General features: G+C 64.0%; 17 protein-coding genes. 10 read left to right on the top strand and 7 right to left on the bottom strand.

Annotation, left to right across the window (positions count from 1 at the left end):
* Positions 1–98 precede the first annotated feature (98 nt).
* The 5 genes from dbpA to HU748_RS17915 form a co-directional block, all read right to left on the bottom strand.
* Entirely contained in the window at positions 99–1436 is a 1338-nt protein-coding gene (gene dbpA / locus HU748_RS17935; RefSeq protein WP_238343404.1) for an ATP-dependent RNA helicase DbpA, read from the bottom strand.
* Positions 1437–1548: 112 nt separating this feature from the next.
* On the bottom strand, positions 1549–2976 hold the full coding sequence (gene mdtD, locus HU748_RS17930) for a multidrug transporter subunit MdtD (protein ID WP_186665860.1): 1428 nt from the start codon (positions 2974–2976) through the stop codon (positions 1549–1551).
* 70 nt (positions 2977–3046) lie between these two features.
* The gene (locus HU748_RS17925) at positions 3047–4378 is read right to left on the bottom strand and encodes a TldD/PmbA family protein (protein WP_186721294.1); all 1332 of its coding nucleotides are present in this window, start codon (positions 4376–4378) and stop codon (positions 3047–3049) included.
* On the bottom strand, positions 4378–5820 hold the full coding sequence (locus tag HU748_RS17920) for a TldD/PmbA family protein (RefSeq protein ID WP_186721293.1): 1443 nt from the start codon (positions 5818–5820) through the stop codon (positions 4378–4380). The genes HU748_RS17925 and HU748_RS17920 overlap by 1 nt, the downstream gene beginning before the upstream one ends.
* 30 nt (positions 5821–5850) lie before the next feature.
* Positions 5851–7653, bottom strand: a complete 1803-nt coding sequence (locus HU748_RS17915; protein ID WP_186721292.1) for an acyl-CoA dehydrogenase — start codon at positions 7651–7653, stop codon at positions 5851–5853.
* A gap of 273 nt (positions 7654–7926) precedes the next feature.
* Here HU748_RS17915 and HU748_RS17910 point away from each other — a divergent pair, with 273 nt between their 5' ends.
* Positions 7927–10833: an RHS repeat protein gene (locus tag HU748_RS17910; protein WP_186721291.1), complete on the top strand. Its 2907-nt coding sequence runs from the start codon at positions 7927–7929 to the stop codon at positions 10831–10833.
* Between the two features lie 73 nt (positions 10834–10906).
* Here the strand turns inward: HU748_RS17910 and putA are convergent, their stop codons facing one another.
* Both putA and HU748_RS17900 read right to left on the bottom strand, forming a co-directional pair.
* Complete coding sequence (putA, locus tag HU748_RS17905) at positions 10907–14857, bottom strand: trifunctional transcriptional regulator/proline dehydrogenase/L-glutamate gamma-semialdehyde dehydrogenase (protein ID WP_186721290.1); 3951 nt, start codon at positions 14855–14857, stop codon at positions 10907–10909.
* A gap of 94 nt (positions 14858–14951) precedes the next feature.
* On the bottom strand, positions 14952–15140 hold the full coding sequence (locus HU748_RS17900) for a hypothetical protein (protein WP_186721289.1): 189 nt from the start codon (positions 15138–15140) through the stop codon (positions 14952–14954).
* Positions 15141–15214: 74 nt separating this feature from the next.
* Between HU748_RS17900 and putP the strand changes: the two genes are divergently transcribed.
* The 9 genes from putP to HU748_RS17855 all read left to right on the top strand — a co-directional run bounded on the left by putP (position 15215) and on the right by HU748_RS17855 (position 25936).
* Entirely contained in the window at positions 15215–16693 is a 1479-nt protein-coding gene (putP, locus tag HU748_RS17895; protein WP_186665868.1) for a sodium/proline symporter PutP, read from the top strand.
* 148 nt (positions 16694–16841) lie between these two features.
* A complete protein-coding gene (rlmJ, locus tag HU748_RS17890; protein WP_186665870.1) occupies positions 16842–17678 on the top strand; it encodes a 23S rRNA (adenine(2030)-N(6))-methyltransferase RlmJ in 837 nt (278 codons plus the stop codon).
* A gap of 115 nt (positions 17679–17793) precedes the next feature.
* A complete protein-coding gene (locus tag HU748_RS17885; protein WP_186721288.1) occupies positions 17794–19551 on the top strand; it encodes a carbamoyltransferase in 1758 nt (585 codons plus the stop codon).
* Positions 19535–20665: a glycosyltransferase gene (locus HU748_RS17880; RefSeq protein WP_186721286.1), complete on the top strand. Its 1131-nt coding sequence runs from the start codon at positions 19535–19537 to the stop codon at positions 20663–20665. The genes HU748_RS17885 and HU748_RS17880 overlap by 17 nt, the downstream gene beginning before the upstream one ends.
* Positions 20665–21561: an antimicrobial resistance protein Mig-14 gene (locus HU748_RS17875; RefSeq protein WP_186721284.1), complete on the top strand. Its 897-nt coding sequence runs from the start codon at positions 20665–20667 to the stop codon at positions 21559–21561. The genes HU748_RS17880 and HU748_RS17875 overlap by 1 nt, the downstream gene beginning before the upstream one ends.
* Positions 21558–22961, top strand: a complete 1404-nt coding sequence (locus HU748_RS17870; protein ID WP_186665877.1) for a PIG-L family deacetylase — start codon at positions 21558–21560, stop codon at positions 22959–22961. Before HU748_RS17875 ends, HU748_RS17870 begins: the two co-directional genes overlap by 4 nt.
* 46 nt (positions 22962–23007) lie before the next feature.
* Positions 23008–23964, top strand: a complete 957-nt coding sequence (locus tag HU748_RS17865; protein ID WP_186665879.1) for a glycosyltransferase — start codon at positions 23008–23010, stop codon at positions 23962–23964.
* Between the two features lie 58 nt (positions 23965–24022).
* Positions 24023–24796 (top strand): glycosyltransferase family 2 protein, encoded by a 774-nt coding sequence (locus HU748_RS17860; RefSeq protein WP_186665881.1) that lies wholly within the window; start codon positions 24023–24025, stop codon positions 24794–24796.
* A gap of 48 nt (positions 24797–24844) precedes the next feature.
* Positions 24845–25936: a glycosyltransferase gene (locus HU748_RS17855; protein ID WP_186708233.1), complete on the top strand. Its 1092-nt coding sequence runs from the start codon at positions 24845–24847 to the stop codon at positions 25934–25936.

The following is a 25936-nucleotide window of genomic DNA, read 5'->3' as shown; positions in this document are numbered from 1 at the left end:
CTCAGCGCTCACAGAGAATGCACTCGGCCTTAGGCCTGTGGAGATCCTGTGGGAGCTGGCTTGCCTGCGATGGGCTGCAAAAGCAGCCCCAGAATAGGTCAGACGATACGGACTTTCAGGGCCCGGCCCTTGATCTTGCCGCTGTTCAAGCGCTGCATCGCCTGCTTGGCCACGGCCCGCTCCACCGCCACGAAAGCGACGAAATCGAAGATGGCGATCTTGCCCACCTGCTTGCCCGGCAGCCCGGCATCGCCGGTCAGGGCGCCAAGGATATCGCCCGGACGCAGCTTGTCCTTGCGCCCGGCGGCGATGCACAGGGTGGTCATGGTCGGCAGCAGTGGCTCACCGCCCTTGTTCTTCAGGCTGTCCAACTGCTCCCAGCGCAGCGGGCGCTTCTGCAGGTCTTCGATGGCTTGCGCGCGGTGGCCTTCGGCCGGGGCCACCAGGCTGATCGCCACGCCTTTCTCGCCGGCACGGCCGGTACGCCCGACGCGGTGCACATGGATCTCGGCATCACGCGCCAGCTCCACGTTGATCACCAGGTCCAGGCCGTCGATGTCCAGGCCTCGGGCGGCGACATCGGTGGCCACCAGTACCGAGCTGCTGCGGTTGGCGAACATCGTCAGCACCTGGTCGCGGTCACGCTGTTCCAGATCACCGTGCAGGGCCTGGGCGACGATGCCCTTGGCGGTCAGGTGGGCGACCAGGTCCTCGCACTGCTGCTTGGTGAAGCAGAACGCCACGCAAGACTGCGGGCGGTAGTGGCCCAGTACGCGGGTAACCGCCTCCAGACGCTGCTGTGGATCGATCTCGATGAAACGCTGCTCGATCTGGCTGTCGCTGTGCTGGCTCTCGACCGTGACCTGCTGCGGCTTGCGCATGAAGTCGGCGGCCAGTTGCTCGATGCCGGCCGGGTAGGTGGCCGAGAACAGCAGGGTCTGGCGGCGCGACGGGGTCTTGCCGATGATGGCGGCAATGGCGTCGAAGAAGCCCATGTCGAGCATGCGGTCGGCTTCGTCGAGTACCAGGGTGTTGAGCCCTTTCAGGTCCAGGGTGCCCTTGTCCAGGTGCTGCTGGATACGGCCCGGGGTGCCGACGATGATATGCGCACCGTGCTCCAGCGAGGCGATCTGCGGACCCAGCGAGACGCCACCGCAGAGGGTGAGGATCTTGATGTTGTCTTCGGCGCGGGCCAGGCGGCGCAGCTCCTTGGCGACCTGGTCGGCCAGTTCGCGCGTCGGGCACAGCACCAGCGCCTGGCAGCCGAAGAAGCGCGGGTTGATCGGATTGAGCAGGCCGATGCCGAAGGCGGCGGTCTTGCCGCTGCCGGTCTTGGCCTGGGCGATCAGGTCCTGGCCCCTGAGGATGACCGGCAGGCTCTGGGCCTGGATCGGGGTCATCGAGGCATAGCCCAGGGCGTCCAGGTTGGCCAGCATGGCGGCGGACAGCGGCAGGGAGGCGAAAGCGGTGGATTCGGTGGTCACGAGGCGGGCCTGCGGTGCGAAGCGAAAAATGCCGCACAGTCTACCAGCCTCATGGCCATTCGCCCTACGTTTCCACGTGCTCTTCCGGACGACGGGCACGCCTTCCGTCCGTCGGCGACAGTTGCAGGAAGATCGCCGCGGCCAGCATCGCCATCAGGCCGATGGTCAGGAAGGTCAACTGGAACGCGCCCAGCGTGGTTTCCACACCCTCGGCGCTGCCGGAGGCGGTAAAGCCGCCGAGCAGCGCACCGGCGCAGGCTACGCCCAGGCTCAGCGACAGTTGCGCGACCACCGACAGCAGGCTGTTGCCGCTGCTGGCGCTGGCGTCGTCGAGGTCGATCAGCGTCACTGTGTTCATTGCAGTGAACTGCAGCGAGTTCACCGCCCCCAGCAAGCCCAGTTGCACCAGCAGCAGCCAATAGGGTGTCTGTTCGTCGACCAGCCCCAGGCTGGCCAGCAGTACGCCCAGCAACAGCGTGTTGCCGGTGAGGATGATGCGGTAGCCGAGGCGCTCGATCAGCGGCCGTGCCACCGACTTGGCGATCATCGCCGCGGCGGCCAGCGGGATCATGCTCATGCCGGCCTGGGCCGGCGAGTAGCCTAGCGCCACCTGCAGCAGCAGCGGCACCAGGAAGGGCAGGGCGCCGCTGCCCAGGCGGGCGAACAGGTTGCCGAGGATGCCGATGGCAAAGGTGCGCACGCGGAACAGGCTGGGCGAGAACAGCGGCTCCGGGTCACGCCCGGCGCGCAGCCAGTAGGCGGCAAGGCAGGCCATGCCAGCAAACAGCAGCAACATCACCCGCAGGTGCGGCAGGTGCAACTCGCCCAGGCCCTCCATGGCGATGGTGATCAGCACCATCGCGGCACCGAACAGGATGAACCCGGGCCCGTCGAAGGTGGTGCGTTCGCTGCCGCGCAGGTCGGGGATGAACTTCCATACTGCGTAGCAGCCCAGTGCGCCGACCGGCAGGTTGAGCAGGAAGATCCAGTGCCAACTGAGGATTTCCACCAGCCAGCCGCCGACGGTCGGACCCAGCAGCGGACCGAGCAGGCCGGGGATGGTGATGAAGCTCATGATCCGCACCAGCTCCGAGCGCGGGTAGGCGCGCAGCACCACCAATCGCCCGACCGGCAGCATCAGGGCACCGCCCAGGCCCTGGATGACGCGGGCGATGATCAGGAAGCCCAGGCTGTTGGCCGCCGCGCACAGCAGCGAACCCAGGCTGAACAACAGGATGGCGCCGAAGAAAATGTGCTTGGTGCCGAAGCGGTCGGCGATCCAGCCCGAGGCCGGGATCAGTAGCGCCACGGTGAGCATGTAGGCGATGATCACACCCTGCATGCGCAGCGGGTCTTCTGCCAGCGAGCGGGCCATGGCTGGCAGTGCGGTGTTGAGGATGGTGCCGTCGAGCGACTGCATGAAGAAGGCGATGGCCACCACCCAGGGGATCCAGCGGGCGGTGGTGGGGTCGAGCGGGGCGCGTTCGGGCATGGCCTCAATCCTGAAAAGTGCGCAGTTCCCTGCGGGCGCGGCGAACCGCCGCTCCCACAGGGGCGTGACGTTACAGTGTCAGCGTCAATCCTCTGACCAACGCCCCGGGCAGATGACTCGATCCGGTTTGCCGCTGCCCATAGGTACTGGTCGACAGGATCAGCTCGCGGTCACGGGTCAGCTCTTCCAACTGCTTACCCAGCAGGTTATAGAGGCTGTCGTCGAAGCGCATGGTGCTGACCGGGCCCTGGATCTGGCCGTTTTCCACCCAGAAGGTGGCGAAGCGCGTCAGGCCGGTCATCCGCGCTGCCGGCAGGTCTGAATAGTTCAGGTACCAGAGGTTGCTGATGTACAGCCCGGTATCCAGGCGCGCCAGGATATCCGCCGACGCCAGCTCGCCCGGTGCCAGGCTCAGGGCGCACGGTGCCTCGTAGCTGTCGGCGCCGTTGCCCGGCAGGTCGAACTCTACTGCGCTGCGGGGGCTGACCAGGCGTGCGTGGCCCCGGCCTTCGACGATCAGCGCTACGTCCTTGCGGGGCGAGCCCTCGCTGGAGAACGCCGGGCTCAGCGAACCGCTGACCTGCTCCGAGAAGCTGACCCGCGGATCGAGCTTGTCATCACCGGTGTACAGACGCTGCAGTGGGCTGTTGCCGGTGGCCAGGGCCTGGGCCGAGAAACCGCCCCAGGCCAGCATGCCGGCGATCTCGTCCATGGCCGCGGGTGCCAGGTAGGCGCGGTAGCTGCCAGGCTTGAGGGTGATCGTCGGGCGCCCCAGGTACTCTAGCTGTTCGCGGGCCAGTTGCAGGCGTGCACTGAAGGCCTCGCCGCTCCAGACCTGGCCTGCATAGTTGGCCTTCACGGCCTGGCCATTGGTGTGGAACAGGCTCCAGTCGAAATTGAAGCTGTTGGCCTGGTGCCAGCCGAAGGCGCCGAACGAGCTGGCAAAGCCCCGGCAGATCGGGCCGGCGGCGTAGATGCCGACCAGGTCGAGGTCGCCTGCCTGCTGCTCGACCAGCGTCAGCACTTCGCTGAAGTCGGGCAGTGTTGGATCTTGCACGCTGTGGCTGTGCCAGGCGCTTTCGTCGAGTTTCAGGTAGGGGTCGAGCGGCAGCAGCGGCAAGGTCTGGCGCAATTGCTTCAGGGCATCCTGCAGGCGCTGGCGATCCAGTTGCGCATCGTCACCGAGGGTGAACTGCTGTTCGGCCTGGCGTCCTTCACGTATCAGGCGCAACTGCGCGCTAGCTTGGGCCACATCGCCCGCCTGGCGCACCTTGGCATGGTTGAAACGCACGAAGCGCGACTGTTCGGCGTTGTAGCCGAGGGTGAATTGCTCGCCGGGGTGCAGCGCCTCGCGCAGGGCACTGACCAATGCCTCGAAGCGTTCTTGATAGGGGGTACTCATCAGGCGTCTCCTCCGAATACGTCGATCTGGCGGAACACGCAGGCCGGCGAGGCATGGCCGACCCGGATGACCTGGTTGGGTTCGCCCTTGCCGCAGTTGGGGGTGCCAAGCACCTGGAAGGTGCTGCTATCGCCCACGGCCGACAGGTTGCGCCAGAACTGCGCGGAGATGCCGCGATAGTTGGGGTTCTTGACCACGCCCTTGAGCTCGCCGTGTTCGATCAGTTGGCCCCATTCGCAGCCGAACTGGAACTTGTTGCGCGCATCGTCGATGGACCAGGAGCGGTTGGTGCGCATCAGGATGCCGTGCTCGATCCCCTTGATGAGCTGGTCGAGCGACTGGTCGCCCGGCTCGATGTTGAGGTTGGCCATGCGGTCGATCGGAGCGCGGTTCCAGCCGCAGGCGCGGCTGTTGGCCACGCCGTCGAGCCCCGAGCGGAACTGCGACAGGGCGCCGCCCAGCGGGCGCAGCAGCTTGCCCTCGCGGATCAGGAACTGCTTGCTGGCCGCGGTGCCGTCGTCGTCGAAGCTGTAGCTGGCCAGCTCCTCGTCGATGGTAGGGTCGAAGGTCACGTTCAGCAGGGGCGAGCCGTATTGCAACTGCCCGAAATCGCTGGGCTTGACGAAGCTGGTGCCCGCGTAATTGCGCTCGTCGCCGAGAATACGGTCCATCTCCAGCGGATGGCCGATGGACTCATGGATCTGCAGCATCATCTGGTCGGGCATCAGCAGCAGGTCGCGCGCACCGCTCGGGGTGTTGGGCGCCAGCAGCAGTTGCAGGGCTTCGTCGGCGATACGCCGGGCGGCGCCGACCAGGCCGCAGCGCTGGACGACTTCGAAGCCACCCTGCTGGCCAAAGTTCTCCCGGCCCAGGCTGCGGCTCTGGCTGTCGCGGCCATCGCTGGCAGTGACGCCAAGGCCCGGAAAGATGAAGCGCTGCGCGTTGCGCAGCTCGGCGCCGGCCGAGTTCAGGTAAGTCTGCTCGACCAGGGTGATGCCCAGGCTCGCCTGCCAGTCCACCAGACGTTCGTCCTTGGGCACGCTGGCCGATTCGGTGGCGAGCAGCTCGAGGCAATCCGCAAGGTTTGGCAGCGATTGGTCGAAGTTGGGCGAGATATGGTCGTGGCGCGTGCTCGGCACCGGTTGGTCGCGCAGGTCGAGCAGGTGGTGGCCGGTGATCTGCCGGGCCAGGGCCTCGGCGTGTTCCAGGGCGCGTTGCAGGCCGCTCTGCGACAGGTCGGCGGTGGCGGCGTAGGCCTCGACGCCGTTCAGGCGCACGGTGAGCATGGCACCTTCGTCCTGGCTGAAGAATGGCGGTTCGGCGACGTTGCGCCGCACCGACAGCGATTGATGCGATTGCTTCACGTGGCGAAGCGAGAACAGTTCGGCCTTGCTGCGCAGCGCTGCGAAGCGCTGGCGCAGCAGGGCGCTGGAATCGAACATGCGGGAACCTCCTGTTCGCGGTGGCTCCCCCTAGAACCACCCCTCTTGCATGCCCAGGCAGGTGTCGTCGCGTGCCTCGAGCAGTGCGAGCTCAGTATGGCAGCCTGGCACTTCCCAAGTCAGGAAATAACGTGCGGCCTGCAACTTGCCGTAGTAAAAATCGCGGTCGACCTCGACGCCTTTCATCAGCCCGAGCTCAGCATGGATGGCCTGCTCCAGCCAGCGCCAGCCGATCACGCAATGGCCGAACACCTTGAGGTACAGGGCCGAGTTGGCCAGGGCTCCGGCAACCTTGCCCTGGGCCAGGTCGCCGAGCAGTGCCAGGGTCACGGCTTGCAGGCGGTTGACCAGTTGCTCCAGCGGCTGGCGCAGTGCGTCCAGGTTGGGGTGATGGCTGGCGCGCTCGGCAGTGGTGGCGATCAGGCGAATCAGTTGCTTGAGCCCGGCGCCGCCGTTCTGCGCCAGTTTGCGCCCGAGCAGGTCGAGCGACTGGATGCCTTCGGTGCCTTCGTGGATCGGGTTCAGGCGGTTGTCGCGGTAGTACTGCTCTACCGGGTATTCGCGGGTGTAGCCGTGGCCACCGAGGATCTGGATCGCCAGTTCGTTGGCCTTGAGGCAGAACGTCGAAGGCCAGGACTTGACGATCGGGGTGAGCAGGTCGAGCAGTTCCTGGGCCTGGGCGCGTGCCGCCTCGTCGGGTGCGCTGTGGGTGTCGTCGAACAGCCGTGCGGCGTACAGACCCAGGTCGAAGGCGCCTTCCACGTAGGCTTTCTGCGCCAGCAGCATGCGTTTTACATCGGCGTGCTCGATGATCGGCACTGCTGGGCTGTTGGGGTCCTTGTTGTCCACCTGGCGGCCTTGCGGGCGCTGGCGTGCGTAGTCCAGCGAGTACAGGTAGCCGGCGTAGCCGAGCATCACCGCACCCATGCCGACGCCGATGCGCGCTTCGTTCATCATCTGGAACATGCACGCCAGGCCCTGGTGCGCCTGGCCCACCAGGTAGCCGACGCACTGGCCGTTGTCGCCGAAGTTCAACGCCGTGGAGGTGGTGCCACGCCAGCCCATCTTGTGGAACAGTCCGGCCAGCAGCACGTCGTTGCGGGCGCCGAGGCTGCCGTCGTCGTTGACCCGGTACTTGGGCACGATGAACAGCGAAATGCCCTTCACCCCAGGCGGTGCATCCGGCAGCTTGGCCAGGACCATGTGCACGATGTTCTGCGACAGCTCGTGGTCGCCGCCGGAGATGAATATCTTGTTGCCCTTGAGCCGATAGCTGCCATCGCCAGCGGGCTCTGCACGGGTGCGGATATCGGCCAGCGACGAGCCGGCGTGGGGCTCGGTCAGGGCCATGGTGCCGAAGTAGCGGCCTTCGATCATCGGCTGCAGGAACAGGCGCTTCTGCTCCTCGCTGCCGAAGCTCTCGATCAGGTTGGCTGCGCCCATGGTCAGGAAGGGGTAGGCCGTGGTGCCAGCGTTGGCGGCCTGGAAATGGGCGAAGCAGGCTTGCGAGACCAGGCTCGGCAACTGCATGCCGCCGACGTCGAAGTCGCGGTTGGCATTGAGGAAGCCCGCCTCGAGGAAGGCCTCTACCGCAGGCTTGACCTCGGGAATCAACTCGGCGCGGCCGTCGACATAACGCGGCTCGTGCTCGTCGCCCTTGCGGTTGTGCGGGGCGAAGTACTTCTCGGCAATCGCGCGAGCAGTACCGAGCGCGGCGTCGAAGGTCTCGCGGTTGTGCTCGGCGAAACGCGGGCGCTGGGTCAGGGCCTCGGCGTCGAGGACTTCGTAGAGTTCGAAGGCGAGGTTGCGGCTGCTGAGGAGATGCTCGGACATGGCGGGATTCCTGGGTTCGAGATGCTGCGAGTCTAGAGCCAGTGGGAGGGGCTGCACAGGCTCATGGGTGCGCGTGATGACACTCCAGAAGGCTGAGCATAGGTGTGCGATTGGTGGCGCTCGCTGCTTCTCGAGATCCTTTGCGCTGCTCTACTGGTATTTCTGTCAGGTGTGGCCTGTACATCACTGGCGTAGCCTAGGCCTTTGCCGGATCCCCGTTGAGCCCTGATTGGGGGCTGCATGCCATCTAGACCTGAGCCGGAGCATCGCCCAATGACCAGCAACGCGCCATTAGTCCATCGCCAAACCCCATCGGTATCGGCGTTTGCTCGCAAGCTGAAGGTACGGGAAATCGCCTGCCATCGTGATGCGCTTGCGCTTGGACAGACCACACTGCTCATCACGCGGCACAGGTACGATCCTCGTGGTTTCCTGGATCGGAGCGTCGACCCGCGTATGGCTGGGCGCGGTCTGGTGAACTTCGCGTTGGGCAACGATTTCACTGGCAAAGTGCTGCGTGTTCAGAGTGTCGACGCGGGCATAGAAGTTGCCTTGGCTGATATCGATGGTCGGCCTTTGGTGCATGTCAGTGCAATCGCGGCAGGCGCAGAAGGGCGTGACGACTACAGCCAGGCGGTGGTACGTCGATCGATGTACGAGGCTCACGGTCTGGCGGGTCGTTTGTCGAGCATCAGCGATACAGTTGGCGGTGGTGTTCCCCGCATGACCCAGCGCTTTGTCTATGGGGGGAGCAGTGCACTGGAGCGGGGGCGAAACCTGGCTGGTCGCTGTACACGTCTTTACGACACTGCTGGCCTTGCGTTGCACGACGCCATCGCCATGACCGGTACCACGCTGTCTGTCACCCGTCGTCTTCTGGGGCAGGGAGATGAAGTACAGACAGTGGTTGATTGGCAAGGTGAGAGTATCGATGAATGGGACCGCGCACTTGAAACGACTGCGCAGGCACACACTACGTGTTCGGTCGTGGACGCAACCGGAACCGTATCGAGCATCGTCGATGCAGCCGGGAACCGGCGGCGTGTCACCTATGATATTGCGGGTCGGCTCCAAGCAAGTTGGCTGAGACGCAAAGACTCTCAAGAGTGCGAGATCGTCCGGTCGACGAGTTACCTGGCAGGTGGACATAAGACCCGTGAACTGCAGGGTAACGGTGTGTCGAGCACCTATTTCTTTGAGCCACGAACGCAACGCCAGGTTCAGCTACGGATCGAGCGGCCTGCGAGTCATGCCCTGGGGGCGAGGCTCCTGCAGGATTTGCAGTATTCGTTCGACCCGGTGGGCAATGTGGTGAGCGAACGGGACGAGGCCGACAACAGAAGATTCTGGCGGAACCAGGTGGCGGAGCCGCAGACCACGTACTGTTACGACAGCCTTTATCAATTGGTCGGCGCCTGCGGAAGAGAGCAGGTCAATGCGTCATCGCGGGCGGGAGAGTACAACACACCGTCTCCCTCTCCCTACGATGAGACACTCGTTACCCGTTATACCCGCAACTATATCTATGACACTGCTGGCAACCTGACGCGCATCGTGCACCGGGTGCCGGCCAGCAATCACTGTCGTGTCGTCGAGATCACAGTCAGTGGCCGCAGCAATCGGGCGGTGCTGGGCATAATGGCGAAGACACCCGCCGAGGTGGAGGCGTTGTTCACGGCAAAGGGTCAGCAGATCTCGCTGTTGCCCGGCAATCCCCTGTGCTGGACGCCTCAAGGGGAGTTGCATCAGGTCATCTCCCAGCAACGCGAGGAGGGGCGGCATGACCATGAGCACTACCGTTATGACAGTGCCAGCATGCGAGTCCTGAAAGTCAACACGCAGTGGGCCGCTGCAAGCCGGCACACGCTTCGAGTCACTTATTTACCCGGGCTTGAATTGCGCTGCACTACCCGCGATGCCTCCCTTGAGGAGGAGTTGCAGGTTATTTCGGTCGGTGAGCCCGGTCATGCACAGGTGCGAATGTTGCACTGGTGCAGCGAGGTGCCAGACGGGTTGGAGAACGATCAACTGCGCTACAGCTACGACACGTCATTGGGTAGCGGCATCCTGGAGGTTGACGGCGCGGGCAGGCTGATCAGCCATGAAGCGTATTACCCTTTTGGGGGAACCGCGTTGTGGGCAGCCCGTAGCGAGCTTGAAGGGAGTTACAAGACCTTGCGTTATTCAGGCAAGGAACGAGATGCGACTGGGCTGTACTACTACGGTTATCGCTACTACCAGCCGTGGGTCGGGCGGTGGCTGAGCGCAGACCCGGCGGGTGCGGTGGAGGGCCTCAACTTGTATTGCATGGTGCGCAACAACCCGGTGACGCGCAGGGATGCCAATGGATTACACAGTTTTGAGACGGAGTTCGGGTCTGACTTCGCTGCGTTGGACAAGTTGATCGAGTTTCCGGAGATTTTTAAAAATCTGAAGCCTGGTGTTGTACTAAAGGGCAATGTCAGTCAGGACACGCAACGTCGAAAGAAATTAACGGTGTATTGGATGCGTGAGAGTGAAGCGTATCAACCCACTGAACTGGAAAGGGTCATAGGTCCGTCGGGCAACAGCGAGCAAGAAGCTCTTGGCCCGGCTTCGCAGCTCGCGCAGGATCTAGGGGTGACTGAACAGTTTGCCAAGGACTTTACGCGTGACACGTACACCCTGATAGAAAACGGCGAGGAAACTCCCTTGTTTGTACACAACGTTGAGAAGTATTTCAGCTCGCAGCAGCTAGAGATTATTTCGATGCTTGCACATCAAGCACTGGCTGCCGAGATAACAAGCTTACTCTACTCCATCGAGCCAGCCGGCGGTGCGTTCAACGAGCAAGGCCAGGTGCGCGGCATATGGTCAGCGGCCCCGGGCGCGGCCTCTGAATACCAGATTCACAGGGGCGCAAGAGGCGAGCCGGACGAGGTCTCGATCAGCTCGAGACAGGTCTTCAGCCTGAAGGACGTGGCGACAGGTGAGTTTATAGCTAAGGTTGATGCGATTACCCAGCACACTGTATTTCTGGCCACATCTATCGAGAACGGAGAGGTAAATTATAACCTCCAGAAGCATGTGCCCAGCCTGCAAAAGATAACGCTTTTGCATGTTTTGCCGGAGCAACCGGTGCCCAAAAAGTCGCCCGTTTTATCCAGATTCAAATTCTGGAAATCGAATAAACAACAATAGGCGGGTTGCCCGCTGCCACCGTTTCGCTGCTGAACCGGTGGGAGCGGGCTTGCCCGCGATGGCGTCAGTACGGTCAGCCGATGGTCATCAGGCTGGCGTTACCCCCTGCAGCCGCGGTGTTCACGCTCACCGCACGCTCGATCACCAACCGCTCCAGCGCGATCTGCTGATCGCCGCTGGACAGCCCATGCACACCAACGATGGCACCGGCGCGTTTGGCGACCTGCTGGCACACCGCGCGCAGCTGGTCGGAGTCGCCGTGGTGGATGACCGCGTCGAACGCCACGTCATCCTTGCTCCAGTCGGCCACCAGCTTGATCTTGCCTTGCAGGTCTTTCGGCAGGCGACCGCGCAGGCCCTTGGCCGGCTCGCCGTCGGCCCACACCGCCGAGCTGCCAACCGCCAGCACCGCGGCGAACTGCGCGAGCAGGTCGGCCTCGTTGTCAGCCAGGCACAGCACATGCTCGCGAGGCAGCACGGTGTAGGTGTTGCGCTCGCCGGTCGGGCCAGGCAGTACACGGGTGATGCCACTTTGCGACTGTTCGGCGAACTGCTCGCACAGTGCCACCAGCTCGGGCTGGTTGCTCGAAGCCCAGGCCTTGAGCACCTGCAGCGGCTTGATCAGCTGGTCGCGCAGGGTGGTGTCGGCCTTGGTCTCACCGTCGGCACGCTGGAAGTGGCGGGCGATGGCGTCAGCCGGGCGGGTCGACAGCAGGCGGTACAGGTACAGCGGGCCACCGGCTTTCGGGCCGGTGCCCGACAGCCCTTCACCACCGAATGGCTGCACGCCGACCACGGCACCGACGATGTTGCGGTTGACGTACATGTTGCCGGCGTTGACGTTGTCCACCACCTTGGCGATGGTTTCGTCGATGCGGGTGTGCACGCCCAGGGTCAAGCCGTAGCCGGAGGCGTTGATCTGCGCGATCAACTGGTCGAGGTGCTTGCGGTTGTAGCGCACCACGTGCAGCACCGGGCCGAAGATCTCGCGCTTGAGCTCGTCGAAGCTCTCCAGCTCGATCAGGGTCGGCATGACGAAGGTGCCGCGCTTGCACTCCTCGGATTCGGCAATGGCCACCTGGTAGACGCTGCGACCTTTCTCGCGCATGGCCTGGATGTGCTTCTCGATGCCGGCCTTGGCTTCGGCGTCGATCACCGGGCCGATGTCCATCGACAGGCGCTCGGGGTTGCCCATGCGGTTCTGCGCCATGGCGCCCTTGAGCATCTCGATCACGCGGTCTGCGGAATCCTCTTGCAGGCACAGTACGCGCAGCGCCGAGCAACGTTGACCGGCGCTGTCGAAGGCCGACGACACCACATCGATCACCACCTGCTCGGTCAGCGCCGAGGAGTCGACGATCATCGCGTTCTGCCCGCCGGTTTCGGCGATCAGCGGGATCGGACGACCCTGGGCATCCAGGCGGCCGGCGACGTTGCGTTGCAGCAGGCGCGCCACTTCGGTGGAGCCGGTGAACATCACGCCCTTGACCCGTTCGTCACCGACCAGGCCGGCACCGACGGTTTCGCCGCGCCCCGGCAGCAGTTGCAGCACACCTTCGGGGATGCCGGCTTCGAGCAGCAGACGCACGGCCTGGGCCGCGACCAACGGGGTCTGTTCGGCCGGCTTGGCCAGCACCGGGTTACCGGCGGCCAGTGCGGCGGCCACCTGGCCGGTGAAGATCGCCAGCGGGAAGTTCCATGGGCTGATGCACACCACCGGGCCGAGCGGGCGGCAGGCGTCGTTGCTGAAATCGTTGCGTGCCTGCACGGCGTAGTAGCGCAGGAAGTCGACGGCTTCGCGCACTTCGGCGATGGCGTTGGCGAAGGTCTTGCCGGCCTCGCGGATGAGCAGGCCCATCAGCGGCTGGATCTCGGCTTCCATCAGGTCGGCGGTGCGCTCCAGGATCGCGGCGCGCTCGGCTGGTGGGGTGGCTTGCCAGATCGGCGCGGCATTGAGGGCGCACTGGATGGCGTTGTCGACGTCGGTGACGCTCGCCTCTTGCACATGGCCCACCACGTCGCGGTGGTCGGCAGGGTTGAGTACCGGTGCGGCGGCTTCCTGGCTGGTGGCGCAGGCCAGCAGCGGGGCAGCCTTCCAGTCGTTGTGGGCGGTTGCCAGCATGGCGCAGGACAGCGACGCCAGGCGGTGTTCGTTGGCCATGTCGATGCCGGCCGAGTTGGCCCGTTCGCTGCCATAGAGGTCGCGCGGCAGCGGAATGCGCGGATGCGGCAGCCCGATGCTGCCTTCCTGGGTGGCCATGCGCTCGATACTCGCGACCGGGTCGGCGACCAGTTCCTGGATGGAGATCGAGTGGTCGGCGATACGGTTGACGAACGAGGTGTTGGCGCCGTTTTCCAGCAGGCGGCGTACCAGGTAGGCCAGCAGGGTTTCGTGGGTGCCGACGGGTGCATAGACGCGGCATGGACGGTTCAGCTTGCCATCGGCGATCTTGCCGACGACCTGCTCGTACAGGGGCTCGCCCATGCCGTGCAGGCACTGGAACTCGTACTGGCCTGGGTAATAGTTCTGGCCGGCAATATGGTAGATGGCCGACAGGGTGTGGGCGTTGTGCGTGGCGAACTGCGGGTAGATGGCTTCCGGCACCGACAACAGCTTGCGGGCGCAGGCGATGTAGGACACGTCGGTATAGACCTTGCGGGTGTAGACCGGGTAGCCCTCCAGGCCTTCGACCTGGGCGCGCTTGATCTCGCTGTCCCAGTAGGCGCCCTTGACCAGGCGGATCATCAGGCGGTGACGGCTGCGCTTGGCCAGGTCGATGACCGAGTCGATCACGTACGGGCAGCGCTTCTGGTAGGCCTGGATGACGAAACCGATACCGTTCCAGCCCGTCAGCGATGGCTCGAAGCACAGGCGTTCGAGCAGGTCCAGCGACAGCTCCAGGCGGTCGGCTTCCTCGGCGTCGATGTTCAGGCCGATGTCGTACTGCTTGGCCAGTTGGGTCAGCGACAGCAGGCGCGGGTACAGTTCTTCCATCACACGCTCGTATTGCGCGCGGCTGTAGCGCGGGTGCAGCGCCGAGAGCTTGATCGAGATGCCCGGGCCTTCATAGATGCCGCGCCCGTGCGAGGCCTTGCCGATCGAGTGGATCGCCTGCTCGTAGGAGGCCAGGTATTTCTGGGCGTCGTGCTCGGTCAGCGCGGCCTCGCCGAGCATGTCGTAGCTGTAGCGGAAGCCCTTGGATTCGAAGCGGCTGGCGTTGGCCAGGGCTTCGGCGATGGTCTCGCCGGTGACGAACTGCTCGCCCATCAGGCGCATGGCCATGTCGACACCCTTGCGGATCATCGGCTCGCCACTCTTGCCGATGATGCGGGTGAGCGAGGAGGTCAGGCCGGATTCGTTGTGGGTGGAGACCAGCTTGCCGGTCAGCAGCAGGCCCCAGGTTGCGGCATTGACGAACAGCGACGGGCTGTTGCCCAGGTGTGGCTGCCAGTTGCCCGTGCTGATCTTGTCGCGGATCAGGGCGTCGCGCGTACCTTTGTCGGGGATGCGCAGCAGGGCTTCGGCCAGGCACATCAGCGCCACGCCTTCCTGGGACGACAGCGAGAACTCCTGCAGCAGGCCCTGGACGATGCCGGCGCGGCCGCTGGCGCTCTTCTGGTTGCGCAGCTTGTCGGCAAGGCCTGCGGCCATCTTGTTGGTCGCTTCGGCCAGCGGGGCCGGCAGGCGGGCCTGCTCCAGCAGCATCGGCACCATTTCCTGCTCGGGGCGACGGTAGGCTGCGGTGATCGCTGCGCGCAGCACGGACTGGGGCAGAATGCTCTCGGCGAATTCGAGGAAGCACTGGTGGGTGTGGTCGGCCGGGAGTTCGCCAGCGTCGTCACCGAACTGCGCAGCGTGGCCGTTGATTTCGTTCAGGGTTGCACCACCCTCGAGCTTCTCCAGGTAATTGAAGATCGCTTGCTTGATCAACCAGTGCGGGGTGCGGTCGATGGACTGCGCAGCCGCTTTGAGTCGCTCACGGGTCGGGTCGTCGAGTTTGACCCCAAGGGTGGTCGTCGCCATTTCTTATCCTCGTTATTGCCACGGGCGTGGCTAAGCTGGCGGCAAGATTAGCGCCAGGCACCTCTCGGGTGCAACCGGGTGCAACCCGAATTTTTCATGAAAAAGGTGCAACTCGTCTGGCGTAAAACGCTAAACAGCGGAAAGGGTCGTTTTTGCTGCTCTTGCTTATTAAAAGCGACGTTTTTGCTTCAAAAAGGAGCAAAAAAGGGGTTTTGACTGAAAAGACATTTCCAGGTGCAACTTGCAAATGAAAAATGGTTGCACCCGCTTCATGTTGTTGCATAGGATTCGCCGCCTGGGTGCAACCGTCTCACGAAGGTCGGCTGCAAGAGATAACAACAACGCCAGGGCACAACCATGGGCAATCCAATCACGATCACCTTTGTGGTCTACATCGCGGTAATGGTGCTGATCGGCTTCGCGGCCTATCGCTCCACCAAGAATCTCTCCGACTACATCCTCGGCGGTCGCAGCCTCGGCAGCGTGGTCACCGCGCTTTCTGCTGGCGCTTCCGACATGAGCGGCTGGCTGCTGATGGGCCTGCCGGGCGCCATCTACATGTCGGGCCTGTCGGAGGCCTGGATCGCCATCGGCCTGACTGTCGGTGCCTACCTGAACTGGCTGTTCGTCGCCGGCCGTCTGCGGGTGCAGACCGAGCACAACGGCGATGCGCTGACGCTGCCCGACTACTTCGCCAGCCGTTTCGAAGACCACAGCGGCCTGCTGCGGGTGATCTCGGCCATCGTCATCCTGGTGTTCTTCACCATCTATTGCGCCTCGGGCATCGTGGCGGGTGCGCGCCTGTTCGAAAGCACCTTTGGCATGTCCTACGAGACAGCCCTGTGGGCCGGTGCTGCGGCGACCATCGCCTACACCTTCATCGGTGGTTTCCTGGCGGTAAGCTGGACCGACACCGTGCAGGCCTCGCTGATGATCTTCGCGCTGATCCTCACGCCGATCATCGTGCTGATCTCCACTGGCGGCTTCGACACCACGATGTTGGCGATCGAGGCGCAGAACCCGGCGAACTTCGACATGTTCCGCGGCGCCACCTTCATCGGCATCATCTCGCTGATGGGCTGGGGCCTGGGCTACTTCGGCCAGCCGCACATCCTGGCGCGCTTCATGGCCGCCGACTCGGTGAAGTCGATCGCCAATGCCCGTCGTATCTCCATGACCTGGATGATTCTGTGCCTGGCCGGCACTTGCGCCGTGGGCTTCTTCGGGATTGCGTATTTCTCGGCCAACCCTGATCTGGCTGGCCCGGTCACCGAGAACCACGAGCGTGTGTTCATCGAGCTGGCGAAGATCCTGTTCAACCCGTGGGTTGCCGGTGTGCTGCTGTCGGCCATCCTGGCGGCAGTCATGAGCACCCTGAGCTGCCAGTTGCTGGTGTGCTCGAGTGCGCTGACCGAGGACTTCTACAAGGCTTTCCTGCGCAAGGGTGCTTCGCAGACCGAACTGGTCTGGGTCGGTCGCCTGATGGTGCTGGCCGTGGCATTGATCGCCATCGCCCTGGCGGCGAACCCTGACAACCGTGTGCTGGGCCTCGTGGCTTATGCCTGGGCGGGCTTCGGTGCTGCGTTCGGGCCGGTGGTGCTGCTGTCGGTATTGTGGAAGGGCATGACCCGCAACGGTGCCCTGGCGGGGATCGTGGTGGGTGCGCTGACCGTGATCCTGTGGAAGAACTACGTCGGGCTTGGCCTGTACGAAATCATCCCGGGCTTCCTGTTCGCCACCATCGCCATCATCGTGGTGAGCAAGCTGGGGCGTCCGAGCGGCAGCATGGTTTCGCGGTTTGAAACGGCTGATGCTGCATATCACGCAGACAAGTAACATCTGCTGATTCGGCGACGGCTGCTTCGCGGGCGGGCCCGCTCCTGTGGGGGCGGGCCTGCCCGCGAGTGGCCCTTGTGCCGATCGACGGCCAGGCCTGACTCCGCCCGCAAGGCAAGGTAAACTTGCCGCCCCCGCAGGAGTTGCCATGAACTATCGTCACGCCTTCCACGCCGGCAATCATGCCGACGTCCTCAAGCACATCGTGCTGACCCGCCTCATCGCCCTGATGTCGCGCAAGGAACAGCCGTTCGCCTATATCGACACCCACGCCGGCCTGGGGCTGTACGACCTGCAAGGCGACCAGGCGACGCGTACCGGTGAGTATCTCGAAGGTGTTGCCCGCCTGTGGAATCGCGAAGACCTGCCGGCTGCGACCGCCGACTACCTGCGCATCATCAAGCGCCTGAACGCGGATGGCGAGTTGCGCTACTACCCCGGCTCGCCGGAGTTGGCACGGCGCCTGATGCGCCAGCAGGATCGCGCACTGCTCAACGAGAAGCACCCTGAAGACGGGCCTTTGCTCAAGGAAAACATGAAGAAGGATCCGCGGGTCACCGTGCACCTGGGCGAGGGCTGGCATGTGCCGCGCGCCCTGCTGCCGGTGCAGGAAAAGCGCGCGATCATGCTGATCGACCCGCCCTTCGAGCAGGCCGACGAACTCAAGCGCTGTACCGTGGCGATGAAGGAGGCGATCGGCCGCATGCGCCAGACCGTCGCGGCCATCTGGTACCCGATCAAGGACCAGCGTTCGCTGACCCGCTTCTATCAGGACCTGACCAGCACGGGCGCGCCCAAGCTGCTGCGCGTCGAACTCTATGTGCATCACCAGGACAGCCCGCAGGGGCTGAACGGCTCGGGCCTCGCCATCGCCAACCCGCCATGGGGGCTGGAGGATGAGCTCAAGGAGTTGCTGCCCTGGCTGGCCAGGGAGCTGGCGCAGACTTCGGGCAGCTTCCGCATGGACTGGCTGATCGCCGAATAGCCCCGCGCGACAAGGGGCGGTGTGCCCCTGATCTTTGCGTTATAATCCCGCCCTTTAGCCGCCAGCCGCCCACGAGGCCGCTGGCGCATCTCTACCGAATGAAGAGGCTAGTCCCTTGGCATTGACGATTCTTGGCCTGTCCGGCGCCCTTAGCCATGACCCTTCCGCGGCCTTGTACATCGACGGCAAGCTGGTTGCCGCCGCAGAAGAAGAGCGCTTCGTGCGTGACAAGCATGCGAAGAACCGCATGCCCTACGAATCGGCGAAGTTCTGCCTTGAGCAGGCCGGTATCAAGCCGTCCGACGTCGATGTGGTGGCCATTCCGTTCGCCCCCATCAGCCTGTTCGGCAAGGCCCGCTGGCACTACGCCAAGCGCTACTGGTACGCCCCGGATCGCGCCCTCGACGCGATCCTGATGGGCAACCGTCGCTACAAGCGCTACCGCAAGAAGATCGTCTGGTGCCTGGAGCAACTGGGCTTCGACCCGAAAAAGGTCAAGATCGAGCCGGTCGAGCACCACCTGGCCCACGCCTCCAGCGCCTACCACTGCTCGGGCTTCAAGGAAAAGACCGCGATCCTGGGCATCGACGGCAAGGGCGAGTACGCCACTACCTTCTTCGGCTACGGCGAAAACGGCAAGATCCACAAGATCAAGGAGTTCTTCGACCCGGATTCGCTGGGAGGCCTGTATGGCGCGATCACCGAGTTCCTGGGCTTCGAGATGCTCGATGGCGAATTCAAGGTCATGGGCATGGCCCCGTATGGCGACGCCAGCAAGTATGATTTCTCCCGCCTGGCCAGCTTCGAGAACGGCGAACTGGTGATCAACACCGAGTACGCCAACGTCATCGGCCTGCGTCGCTATAAAGAGAAGGGCAAGGGCTTCTACTTCTCGCCCAAGCTGATCGAATGGCTGGGCCCCAAGCGCGAAGGCGATATCGCCGACGAGCCGTACATCCATTACGCGGCCAGCATGCAGGCGCTGTTCGAGAAGCTCGCCTTGCAGATGATCGATCATTACCTGGGCGACATCCTCAAAGAGACCGGCAAGCTGGCCTTCGCTGGTGGCTGTGCGCTGAACGTCAAGCTGAACCAGAAGATCATCGTCCGCCCTGACCTCAAGGAACTGTTCGTCCAGCCGGCCTCCGGCGACGCCGGTACTGCGGTCGGCGCAGCGGCCTATGTATCCCACGCCCGTGGTGTGCCGGTCGAGAAGATGGAGCACGTCTACCTCGGCCCTGCGTACTCCAACGAGGACGTGATCGCCGCCTGTGCCCGCCATCCGAATGCACCGAAATGGCGCAAGCTCAGCGACATGCCGCAGCGCATCGCCAAGATCATGGTCGACGGCAACCCGGTGGCCTGGTTCCAGGGGCGCATGGAGTTCGGCCCGCGCGCATTGGGTGGTCGTTCGATCATCGGTTGCCCGAGCGTGCCGAACGTCGCCGACCGTATCAACGAGCAGATCAAATTCCGCGAGCGCTGGAGACCATTCTGCCCGTCGATGCTCGACACCGTTGCGCCGCAGATGATCAAGATCGACCATCCTGCTCCGTTCATGACCTTCACCTTCGAAGTGGCCGAGGAGTGGAAAACCCGCGTGCCGGAAGTGGTGCACGAGGACGGCACCTCGCGTGCCCAGGTGCTCAAGCGCGAGTACAACCCGCGCTACTACGACATGATGAAGGCGCTCGAGGAGCTGACCGGCAACGGCGTGTCGCTGAACACGTCGCTCAACCGCCGTGGCGAACCGATGATCTGCTCGCCTACCGACGCGCTGAACATGTTCTACGGTTCGGACCTGCAATACCTGATCATGGAAGACATCCTGGTGGTCAAGGACGGCGCGGCCCCGTATGACCAGCCGCTCTGACCTGCGCGTCCTGCAGTTCTGCCATGGCTACGACGGGCCGTTCCTCGACTGCGCCCGTCAGTACGCCAGCCTGTTCGAGGGGCGTGGCTACAAGGTCACCACAGTCTTCCTGACCGGGAAGGCCGACCCGCAGGTGGCCGCTGGCTGTGCCTCAGACGAAGTGCTGTTTCTCGAGTTCAGCTCCAAGGCCGTGCGCGGCCTGAAGCTGGGCGCGATCCGTGCGCTGCGCAAGATTGCGGCCGAGCGTCGTTTCAGCTTCTGCATCGCCCACCGCTTCAAGCCGATCTATGTCGCGCTGCTGGGCACCGGCTTGCCGGTGATCGGCGTGCATCATGCCTTCGGCGATTACCAGCGCAAGGGGCGACGCCTTTTCGCCAACCTGTTTCGCAAGCGCTTGAGTCTGCTGGGTGTGTCCGACGCCGTGCGTGACGACATGCGCCGCTGTCTGGCGCAGTGGCCGCACGAACGCATCCAAACGCTGTACAACCGTATCGACGTCGAGGCGTTGCAGGCCAGTCTCGTGCCGCGCGACGAGGCGCGGCGTGCCCTGGGGCTCGATGCCCAGGCGTGGATCGTCGGCAACGTCGGCCGCCTGCACCCGGACAAGGACCAGGCGACCCTGCTGCGCGGTTTCGCCGAGGCGTTGCCGGGCCTGCCGGCCAATGCGCGGTTGGTGGTGCTGGGCAAGGGGCGGCTGGAAGACACGCTCAAGGCCCAGGCGAGCGAGTTGGGGATTGCCGACCGTGTCGACTTCCTTGGCCAGGTGCCGGATGCCCGCCGCTATTTCCAGGCGTTCGATGTATTCGCCCTGAGCTCTGACCACGAGCCTTTCGGCATGGTCCTGCTGGAAGCGATGGTCGCCGGTGTGCCGTTGCTGGCCACGGCCTGTGGTGGTGCGCGCGAAGTGGTTGAAGGCGTAGGCGTGCTGTTCCCGCTGGGCGATGCCGGGCAACTGGCGCAGGGGCTGAAGCACATGGCCGGGCTGAGCGACGATCAGCGTCGCGAATGCGCGCAACTGATGCTGCAGCGCCTGCGCGAGCGGTTTTCCGACGCAGCCGTGCGCCTGGCGTTCTGGCAGTTGCCGCAGGTGCGCGCACTGGAGGCTCGGGCCTGATGCTCAATCATCTGCAAGCCTGGCGCGAACGCGGCTGGGCCGTTATCGATGCGAACCAGTACGCCGACGCCTGGCAGCGGTTCGGCGGCAGTGTCGCCACCCATCCGCTGGTGGTCGAGCAACTGGCTGAACTTGCACAGATTCCGGTGCGCTACCTGGGCTGGCGCCGGGGCGGCGAGCTTGTGGCGGCAGTCCCTACCTGGGGACGGCACCTGGCGTTGTCCAAGGATGTTCTCAAGCGTCATGGCAAGAAGGGGCTGTTCGACCTGGGCAATGCCGAGCTCATCCTGCCTGCAGCCGTTGAAGCGGGTGCGCCCTTGCGCCATGCCGGGCGCTACCTGTCGGAGCTCAATCACGGGCGTTTCGAGGGTTTGAAACCCCAGGCCGAGCAATTGGCCATGGCGCGCCCGCATGAAGACCTTTCGAAGAAATTCCGCTACAACCAGCGCCGCGAACTGCGCCTGCTGGAGGAGGCCGGTGGAGTGGTGCGTCCAATCAGCGACTTCAGCGCCGCGGAGATCGCCGCGATGTACTGCGACCTGTTCCAGCGCCGCTGGAGCTTCCCCGCGACCGGCGCTGCGCGCATGGCCGAAGTCGTCGAGCGCCTGCGCGAGCTGCTGATCGGCTCGGTGCTGTTTCTCGAGGACAAGCCGATCGCCATCCAGTTGATCTATCGGGTCGAGTCGCCCGAATGGATCAGTGTCGAGTACGTCAACGGTGGTGTCGATCCTGAAACCAAGGCCTTCAGCCCCGGCAGCGTACTGAGCTTCCTCAATACCCAGGCCGCCTGGGAAGACGCCAACGCCCGTGGCAAGGCCCTGCGTTTCTCATTCGGCCGTGCCGACCGCGAATACAAGGACCGTTGGTGCCATCCGGTCCCGGTGTATCAGGCATGAGTCGCAAGCAGCAATTGCTCAAGCGCCACCGGCGCAACAAGCGCCTCGGGTTGGTGATCGCGTTGTTGCTGCTGATCGCATTGGGAGCGCTGAGCTGGTGGTGGCTGCCACTGCTGCTGCTGCCGCTCGTCTGGGCTGCCCACGAAGCCTGGTTCGCCGACCATCTGTTCTACGCGCCCGGCGAGGATTACACCTTCGATTTCGGTGAGCACAGCCGTGTCGAGGCCGTCAGCATTCAAGGCGGCGTCCTGAACAGCGATGCATCGTTCGGCGATGATGACACGCTGATCCTCGAGATTCGTGTGAAGTCCGGGTGGCTTGGTCGCTTTCTCGATCCTCGGGTCGAGCTGGTCGCGGACGCCATGCGTGACAGCCAGACCTTCGAGCGCGGTGTCGATGGCGTGCGTTTTCTCAACCTGACCGGCCTTGCTGCGGCCCTGCGCGATGGGCGACTGCGCCTGTCGGGGCGTCACTGTCGGCTGCTGGGCGAACCACGCCTGTGGATAACCCCGGCGGTGGTGTTGCGCCAGCGTCGGATCATGGTGGTCGCGCCCCATGCTGACGATGCAGAGCTGGCGGCCTATGGGCTCTACAGCCAGGCCGACGAGGCCTGGGTGGTTACCTTGACCGCAGGCGAGATCGAGGCCGAGCACTATCAGCAGATGGGCCTGGCCAAGGCCGAGGCGGCGCAGCTCAAAGGGCGCCTGCGCGCCTGGGACAGCATCGCCGTGCCACGCTGGGCCGGGGTGCCGGAGGCCCGTTGCGTGCAGTTGGGTTACTTCTGTCTGCAATTGCCTGCCATGCAGGCTGCGCCGGATCAGCCAGCGGCCTCGCGCGAGGCGGATATGGCCGATATCCGGCCGTTCCGTCGCTTCAATCCGTTTCCGCTACCGGCCGATGCCGATGGTGCGCCGACCTGGAACAACCTGCTGGCCGACTTGCGCGTACTGCTGCAGATGGCTCGCCCGGAAATCCTGGTCATGCCGCACCCGCAGCTCGATCCGCACCCGGATCATCTCTGCGCCCAGGCCGCCGTGCTCGAAGCCCTGCAGGGGCTGGACTGGCAGCCGCAGACCTTGCTGTGCTACGCCAACCACCTGCACGACAACGACCGCTGGCCCATGGGTGACAGCGGCGACGGTGTTGCCCTGCCGCCGCAACTCGAAGCCGCTCAGCCCTGGGCGCCCTGCAGCCTGGTGCTGGACGTGCCGACCCAGCGCGACAAGGCCATGGCGTTGGGCATGATGCACGACCTGCAGCCGCCGGCCCCGTTCAAGCGTCGCCTGCGCCGTCTGTTGCAGCGCTGGCTGGCCGGGCGGCGACCGTCGCCTTACGGGGAGAACGAATTCTTCCGCAAGGCGGTGCGTCGACATGAACTGTTCTGGCGCCGCGAGCTGTGAGTGCCCGATGATTGACCGCGATGGCGTCACGCCCCCAAGGAATGCAATGAAAGTCCTATTTCTGGTGCAGAAGGAACAACGGGCCATCCTCGATCGCCTGTACGACGGCGTCGCGGCCAACTGCGAGTGCGACTTGCGCTGGCTGTCGAGCGACGACCAGCGCAACCTGCGGCGCTACTTCAAGCGTGAAGTGGACGTCGAGCGTTATGACCGTATCGTCTTTTTCCTGCGCTTCAAGCAGGAGATTCGCCAGGTCGGCTTTATCCGCACGGTCCCTAATCTGGTGATCCTCGAGCACGATGCCTACCAGAACTACATTCCCTGCAAATACACCGGCAAGTTCAGCGCGCACTACCGCAAGCTGCCTTGGGCGCGAGTGATCAGCTCTGGCTACATGGTCAGCGAGCGCCTGCGCCAGGAAGGTTTCGATGCGGTGTTCGTGCCCAAGGGCTATGACGAGCAATTGCTGACCGACCAGGGGCGCGAGCGTGATATCGAACTGGCCTTTGTCGGCAGCACCAAGAGTGTCGCCTATAGCGGCCGCAAGGCGTTGCTCGATGAACTGGGGCAGGTGGAAAACCTGGTGGTGACTCGCACCAAGTCCGGTGAAGACTACTGCAACACGCTCAACCGTATCCGCTTCTTCGTCAGTGCCGACGTTGGCATGGGCGAGTACATGATCAAGAACTTCGAGGCCATGGCCTGTGGCTGCGTGCTGCTGGCCTTCGACCAGGGCGAGGCGGAAAACCGTGCGTTGGGTCTTGAGGACATGCACAACGTGGTGCTGTACGACAGCATCCCGGTGCTGCAGGAGAAGTTGCGGACATTACGCGCCGATCCGGCGCTCGCCGAACGCATCGCCGCCAATGGCCGCGAACTGGCGGTTTCTGGCTTTAGTTTTGCCCAGGTCGGGCGTAGCATCGTCGACCACATGATGCCCCCCCTCAGACCGCGAGCGCCGCTTAGTGCTTGGCAGCGCCTGCGTCTGAAACTGGGGCTTTGAACCACATCAACCTGTCCGTCGGACGGATCGGAAATGGCCGCAAGGCGGAGGGAGCCCAGTGCGCTTCTCGGAAAACAGTGACATCACGCTGGTGGTAACCAGTTGCGGGCGTTTCGACCTGCTCAAGACAACGCTGGAAAGCTTCGACCGCTACAACACCGCGTCGATCCGTGAGGTGTTCATCACCGAAGACTCGGGAGACGATGCGGTTCACGCGGCCGTTCCCGAGCATTGGAAGGCCCACTGCAAGGTGTTCGTCAACCGGCCCAAGCTGGGGCAGCTGGCGTCGATCGACCTGGCCTACAGCCACGTCAAGACGCCCTACATCTTCCACTGCGAGGATGACTGGAGCTTCTATCGCCAGCACTTTGTCGAGGACTCCCGGCTGATCCTCGAGGCCAGCCCACAGATCCTGCAGGTGTGGCTGCGCAGCCATGCTCACGACCTGGCGATCCATAGCCCCTACATTCGCCTGGGCGACCGGCAGGTCATCGCGCAGGTGCCGTGTTACCCGCTGCTTTCGGATAAAGCCGATTGGCAAGCGTTTTCGCTTAACCCAGGATTGCGCCGCCTGAGCGATTACCAAACCTGCGCACCATTTGCTGCCTATTCTGGAGAGAAGGCGCTGTCGCGTCGTTATGCCGAGCTGGGCCTGACTGCGGTCACGCTCGAGGGCGATGCGGTGCTGCATACTGGTTTCGGTAGCCATGTGACCTTGCCCGAGGAAGTTCAGCGCAAGGCCAAGCGTCGCCAGCGCGATCGGATCAAGCTGGTGGCCGCGCTCGTTGTAGGAACATTGGTCGGTATTGGAATCGGCTTTCTTGCTCATTGAATCGGTTGACCTGGCGGTCGGCCCGCCGGGTATGAGGGAGCTCTACCGATGAATGTTGTCAATGTGATGTGGTCGGGAGGTGCCCCGTACATGTCAGTTCACAAGGTGCACCGTCAGATGTTGTGCCATGTTGCAGAAGGGGCCGAGATCAGCAACTGGCTGCTGCTGGGCGATGGCCTGTGCTGCGGCGAGGGCACGACCCGAGAGTGGCACATGCCGCCTCGCACACTCAAAGGCCGAAGTTTCTGGCGCTGGCTGACGCCTGTGTTGCGGCGCCGTTTGTACAAGGCACTGCAGCAGACCCGCCCCGATGTCTTGCTGCTCGACGGCATGGGTGTTGCGCGCCTTGTCTTGCCGTTGATGCGCCATTTCCCTGATGCGCGAGTGACGGTGCTTTTTCATGGGTCGACTCGCTTGCGCGGCAGCGACATTCGCTTGCTGCGTGCGGTCGAGGCGCACCGCCTGAGCATCGCTGCGGTTTCCCACACCCTTGCCCAGGCGCTGGAGCAGGCGCTTGGACGTTCTGTCGAAACGCTGCGTGTCGCGCTGGACCCACAGGTGTTCGACGCAGCACTCTTCGAGCGTGACCACGCCAGACGAGAGCTTGCCCTCGTTCAGCGTCCGGGGCCTGTATTCGGCGCGGTAGGCCGGCTGGTGGAAAGCAAAGGTTTCGAGATGCTGATCGAGGCCTTTGCCCAGGTGCACCGGCAGCAGCCGGACGCTCGCCTGGTGATCCTCGGCGACGGCGAGCTGCGAGAGCGCCTCAGCGCCCGTATCCAGGCGCTCGGGCTGGGCGAAAGCGTGCAACTGTGCGGTTATCGTCCCGATCTATCTCAGCTCTATCGTGCCTTCGACTGGCTGCTGGTGCCTTCGCGTTCGGAAGGGCTGGGGCTGGTGCTACAAGAGGCGGTGCTGGCCGATGTGCCGGTGCTGTGCAGCGACCTGCCGGTGTTCCGCGAGCAATTGGGGCAGGCCGGACGCTACCTGCCGGTAGGGGACCAGGCCGCCTGGGCGCATGCCATCGGGGAGTGCAACACGCTCAGCGTCAAGGAGACGGCTGCCGGGCAGCGTGAGGCGCTGGCCCCGGAGCAGGCCTGGCGGGCATTCAGCCAGGGCTCGCGGACGTTGTTGCGGGGTTGA

It is taken from the genome of Pseudomonas sp. RW3S2, from assembly GCF_014268955.1.
In the GTDB taxonomy this organism is placed as follows: Bacteria; Pseudomonadota; Gammaproteobacteria; order Pseudomonadales; family Pseudomonadaceae; genus Aquipseudomonas; species Aquipseudomonas wayambapalatensis.
The sequence above is the reverse complement of the archived record's forward strand: the minus strand, read 5'-3'. Positions and strand labels throughout refer to the sequence as shown.

What these genes read in the sequence shown, in the direction of transcription:
- dbpA (WP_238343404.1), bottom strand. Translation starts at nt 1,436, where the DNA reads ATGCTGGCCAACCTGGACGCCCTGGGCTATGCCTCGATGACCCCGATC.
- mdtD (WP_186665860.1), bottom strand. Translation starts at nt 2,976, where the DNA reads ATGCCCGAACGCGCCCCGCTCGACCCCACCACCGCCCGCTGGATCCCC.
- HU748_RS17925 (WP_186721294.1), bottom strand. Translation starts at nt 4,378, where the DNA reads ATGAGTACCCCCTATCAAGAACGCTTCGAGGCATTGGTCAGTGCCCTG.
- HU748_RS17920 (WP_186721293.1), bottom strand. Translation starts at nt 5,820, where the DNA reads ATGTTCGATTCCAGCGCCCTGCTGCGCCAGCGCTTCGCAGCGCTGCGC.
- HU748_RS17915 (WP_186721292.1), bottom strand. Translation starts at nt 7,653, where the DNA reads ATGTCCGAGCATCTCCTCAGCAGCCGCAACCTCGCCTTCGAACTCTAC.
- HU748_RS17910 (WP_186721291.1), top strand. Translation starts at nt 7,927, where the DNA reads ATGACCAGCAACGCGCCATTAGTCCATCGCCAAACCCCATCGGTATCG.
- putA (WP_186721290.1), bottom strand. Translation starts at nt 14,857, where the DNA reads ATGGCGACGACCACCCTTGGGGTCAAACTCGACGACCCGACCCGTGAG.
- HU748_RS17900 (WP_186721289.1), bottom strand. Translation starts at nt 15,140, where the DNA reads ATGCAACAACATGAAGCGGGTGCAACCATTTTTCATTTGCAAGTTGCA.
- putP (WP_186665868.1), top strand. Translation starts at nt 15,215, where the DNA reads ATGGGCAATCCAATCACGATCACCTTTGTGGTCTACATCGCGGTAATG.
- rlmJ (WP_186665870.1), top strand. Translation starts at nt 16,842, where the DNA reads ATGAACTATCGTCACGCCTTCCACGCCGGCAATCATGCCGACGTCCTC.
- HU748_RS17880 (WP_186721286.1), top strand. Translation starts at nt 19,535, where the DNA reads ATGACCAGCCGCTCTGACCTGCGCGTCCTGCAGTTCTGCCATGGCTAC.
- HU748_RS17875 (WP_186721284.1), top strand. Translation starts at nt 20,665, where the DNA reads ATGCTCAATCATCTGCAAGCCTGGCGCGAACGCGGCTGGGCCGTTATC.
- HU748_RS17870 (WP_186665877.1), top strand. Translation starts at nt 21,558, where the DNA reads ATGAGTCGCAAGCAGCAATTGCTCAAGCGCCACCGGCGCAACAAGCGC.
- HU748_RS17865 (WP_186665879.1), top strand. Translation starts at nt 23,008, where the DNA reads ATGAAAGTCCTATTTCTGGTGCAGAAGGAACAACGGGCCATCCTCGAT.
- HU748_RS17855 (WP_186708233.1), top strand. Translation starts at nt 24,845, where the DNA reads ATGAATGTTGTCAATGTGATGTGGTCGGGAGGTGCCCCGTACATGTCA.